Annotated in this window: 1 protein-coding gene; it reads left to right on the forward strand. The window is 46.7% G+C overall.

Going from position 1 to position 501, the window contains the following annotated elements:
• Positions 1-501, forward strand: a 501-nt coding sequence (locus HMPREF2766_RS00555) for an Ig-like domain-containing protein (protein ID WP_148131181.1), incomplete at both ends; no start/stop codon positions are given.

Raw genomic sequence — 501 nt, forward strand, 5'->3', positions numbered from 1 at the left:
GGTCCTCAGGGTGTTCCACAAACAGGAACTCCAAGCTTCCAAGGAGGTGACCCATTGGTTCCAATCGATGAAACAATTGAGCCAACCTTCGCAGATGGAAGCAAAGAGAAGACTATTCCAGGCCAAGGAACCTACACGATTGCACCAGACGGAACTGTAACCTTCACTCCAGACAAGCAGTTTGTTGGAAAACCAGATTCAGTTACAGTCAAACGTGTAGATAAGAACGGCACCCCAGTTACTGCAACTTATAGTCCAGAGTTTACGAAGGTAACCCCAACAGGAACTAACGTAACCAGCTCAGGTCCTCAGGGTGTTCCACAAACAGGCACTCCAAGCTTCCAAGGTGGTGATCCACTGGTTCCAATTGATGAAACAGTTGAGCCAACCTTCGAAGATGGAAGCAAAGAGAAAACTATTCCAGGACAAGGAACTTACACGATTGCATCAGATGGAACAGTAACTTTCACTCCAGACAAACAGTTTGTCGGAAACCCAGAT

The sequence above is a fragment of the Streptococcus sp. HMSC076C08 genome (genome assembly GCF_001810825.1).
Taxonomy (GTDB): Bacteria; Bacillota; Bacilli; order Lactobacillales; family Streptococcaceae; genus Streptococcus.